Origin of the sequence: Clostridium sp. (genome assembly GCF_051656525.1) — a bacterium.
In the GTDB taxonomy this organism is placed as follows: domain Bacteria; phylum Bacillota; class Clostridia; order Clostridiales; family Clostridiaceae; genus Clostridium.
This window is the reverse complement of the sequence record NZ_JBOGCC010000125.1, coordinates 1-1,662: the sequence shown is the minus strand read 5'-3', so window position 1 is coordinate 1,662 and position 1,662 is coordinate 1. Positions and strand designations below refer to the sequence as shown.

At 24.5% G+C, this 1,662-nt stretch carries 1 protein-coding gene and 1 pseudogene; both read left to right on the top strand.

Going from position 1 to position 1,662, the window contains the following annotated elements; all coding sequences use genetic code 11:
- Nucleotides 1-281: 281 nt before the first annotated feature.
- Entirely contained in the window at nt 282-1,409 is a 1,128-nt protein-coding gene (locus tag ACRDDY_RS05895) for an erythromycin esterase family protein (RefSeq protein ID WP_438564044.1), read from the top strand.
- A pseudogene (locus ACRDDY_RS05890) lies at nt 1,409-1,662 on the top strand (GNAT family N-acetyltransferase); the annotation flags it as partial. The gene ACRDDY_RS05895 and the pseudogene ACRDDY_RS05890, both read left to right, overlap by 1 nt.

Genomic DNA, 1,662 nt, shown 5'->3' with positions numbered 1-1,662 from the left:
ATAGAAGTAAAAGCAGCAGAACATGTTAGAGCTAAAAGCTTAAATCAATATATAAAAAAATATAATCCTAAATATGCAATAAGAATATCAGGAAAGAATTTTGGATTTGAAAATGGAATAAAATCAGTACCATTATATGTAGCATTTTTAATTTAGAAATATTATATAGAAAACTTCAGGAATTTTGAATTCTTGGAGTTTTTTTATTATCCTCAAGCATATATGGTAAAAAATAGATAAAAAGGTTATAATTTATAGAAGGTTGTGTAATGGGGGTTAGTATGAGAGGAAGAAAGTATAGTGTTATAGTGATAGTAGGAGTTATATTTTTTATCGTAAGTATAAGCTTTTACGTGAATAGGAGAGAGGTAGAAAATTATATCAAGAATAATACGGGAATAGAAAAAATTGAAGTGGATAATTATAAAGTGTTTTTATCAGGTGAAACACATGCAATGAAAAAAAGTTATAGCTTTAAAAAAGAATTGTTTTCTTATTTAAATAAAAATGCAAATGTGAAAAACATAATTGTAGAAATAGGATATTGTAGTGGTTTATTATTAAATAGATATATTCAAAGGGGAAATGAAGAAGATTTGAATTTTTATATGAATGAACTAAAGGGAGCAATGGCCTATAGCGAAGAAGAATATGAATTTTATAAATGGTTATATAAGTACAATAGTGAATTAGAAGAAAATGAAAAAATAAATATATATGGTTTAGATATTGAACATCAGAAAAGAACTGCTATAAAAGGTATAAGTACATTAATAGATAAAAATAAAAAGATACCTATAAACCTTGAAAATGCTATTAATAAAACTTTAGAAGGAGAAAAAGATGCAGATATATATTTAAAAGTTATATATGAAAATCATAAAGAAGAGGTTAAAGAGTATTTTAGAGAAAATTATATCTATTTTGAAAATTCTATAAAAAGCTTATATCCAATAGAAACAGGAAAAGATATGAGAGACAAAGTAATGATGAGAAATTTTTCATTTATATATAATTTGAAGAAAGATGAGAAATTTTTTGGTCAGTTTGGAAGTGAGCATATCTATAGTGATTATTTGAAAAGTAATTATGGAACAGAGGAAGATGAAAGATTTGGAATTCTTTTAAATAATGAAGAATCACCAGTTAAAGGAAAGGTATATTCAATTTTAGGTGTTTATCAAAATAAAGATGAATACACACCAAGAAAAGAGTTTATTGATTATTCCTTTATGAAGAAATATAAGGAAGATAGATTTATTAATTTAATTGGAGAAAAGAGTCCTTTTAAAAATGAAGAATATCTATTCAAGGAAAAAAAGGGGAATAATGTAACGAGTGATTATGTTCAAGGAATTATGATATTTAATAATTCAGAAAAAACAAGAGAATTTAATGGGGGAGAATAATGAGAAGAGTAGAAATTAGAAAAGCAAAAATAGAGGATGCAGAAAATTATTTAAATATGCTTATAAATTTAGATAGAGAAACCAAATTTATGATGTTTGAAGAAGGAGAAAGAACTATAAGTGTTAAAGAAATTGAAGGAATTATTGAAAAAAGTGTTATAGATGAAAATTTACTTTTAGTAGCTACATTTGAAGAGGAAATAGTAGGATTTCTTTTAGGTAGTAGGGGAACTTTTAATAGAATAAAACATAG

Bases quoted from the DNA above. Each gene is read 5' to 3' on its own strand.
- ACRDDY_RS05895 (WP_438564044.1), top strand. From the start codon at position 282: ATGAGAGGAAGAAAGTATAGTGTTATAGTGATAGTAGGAGTTATATTT.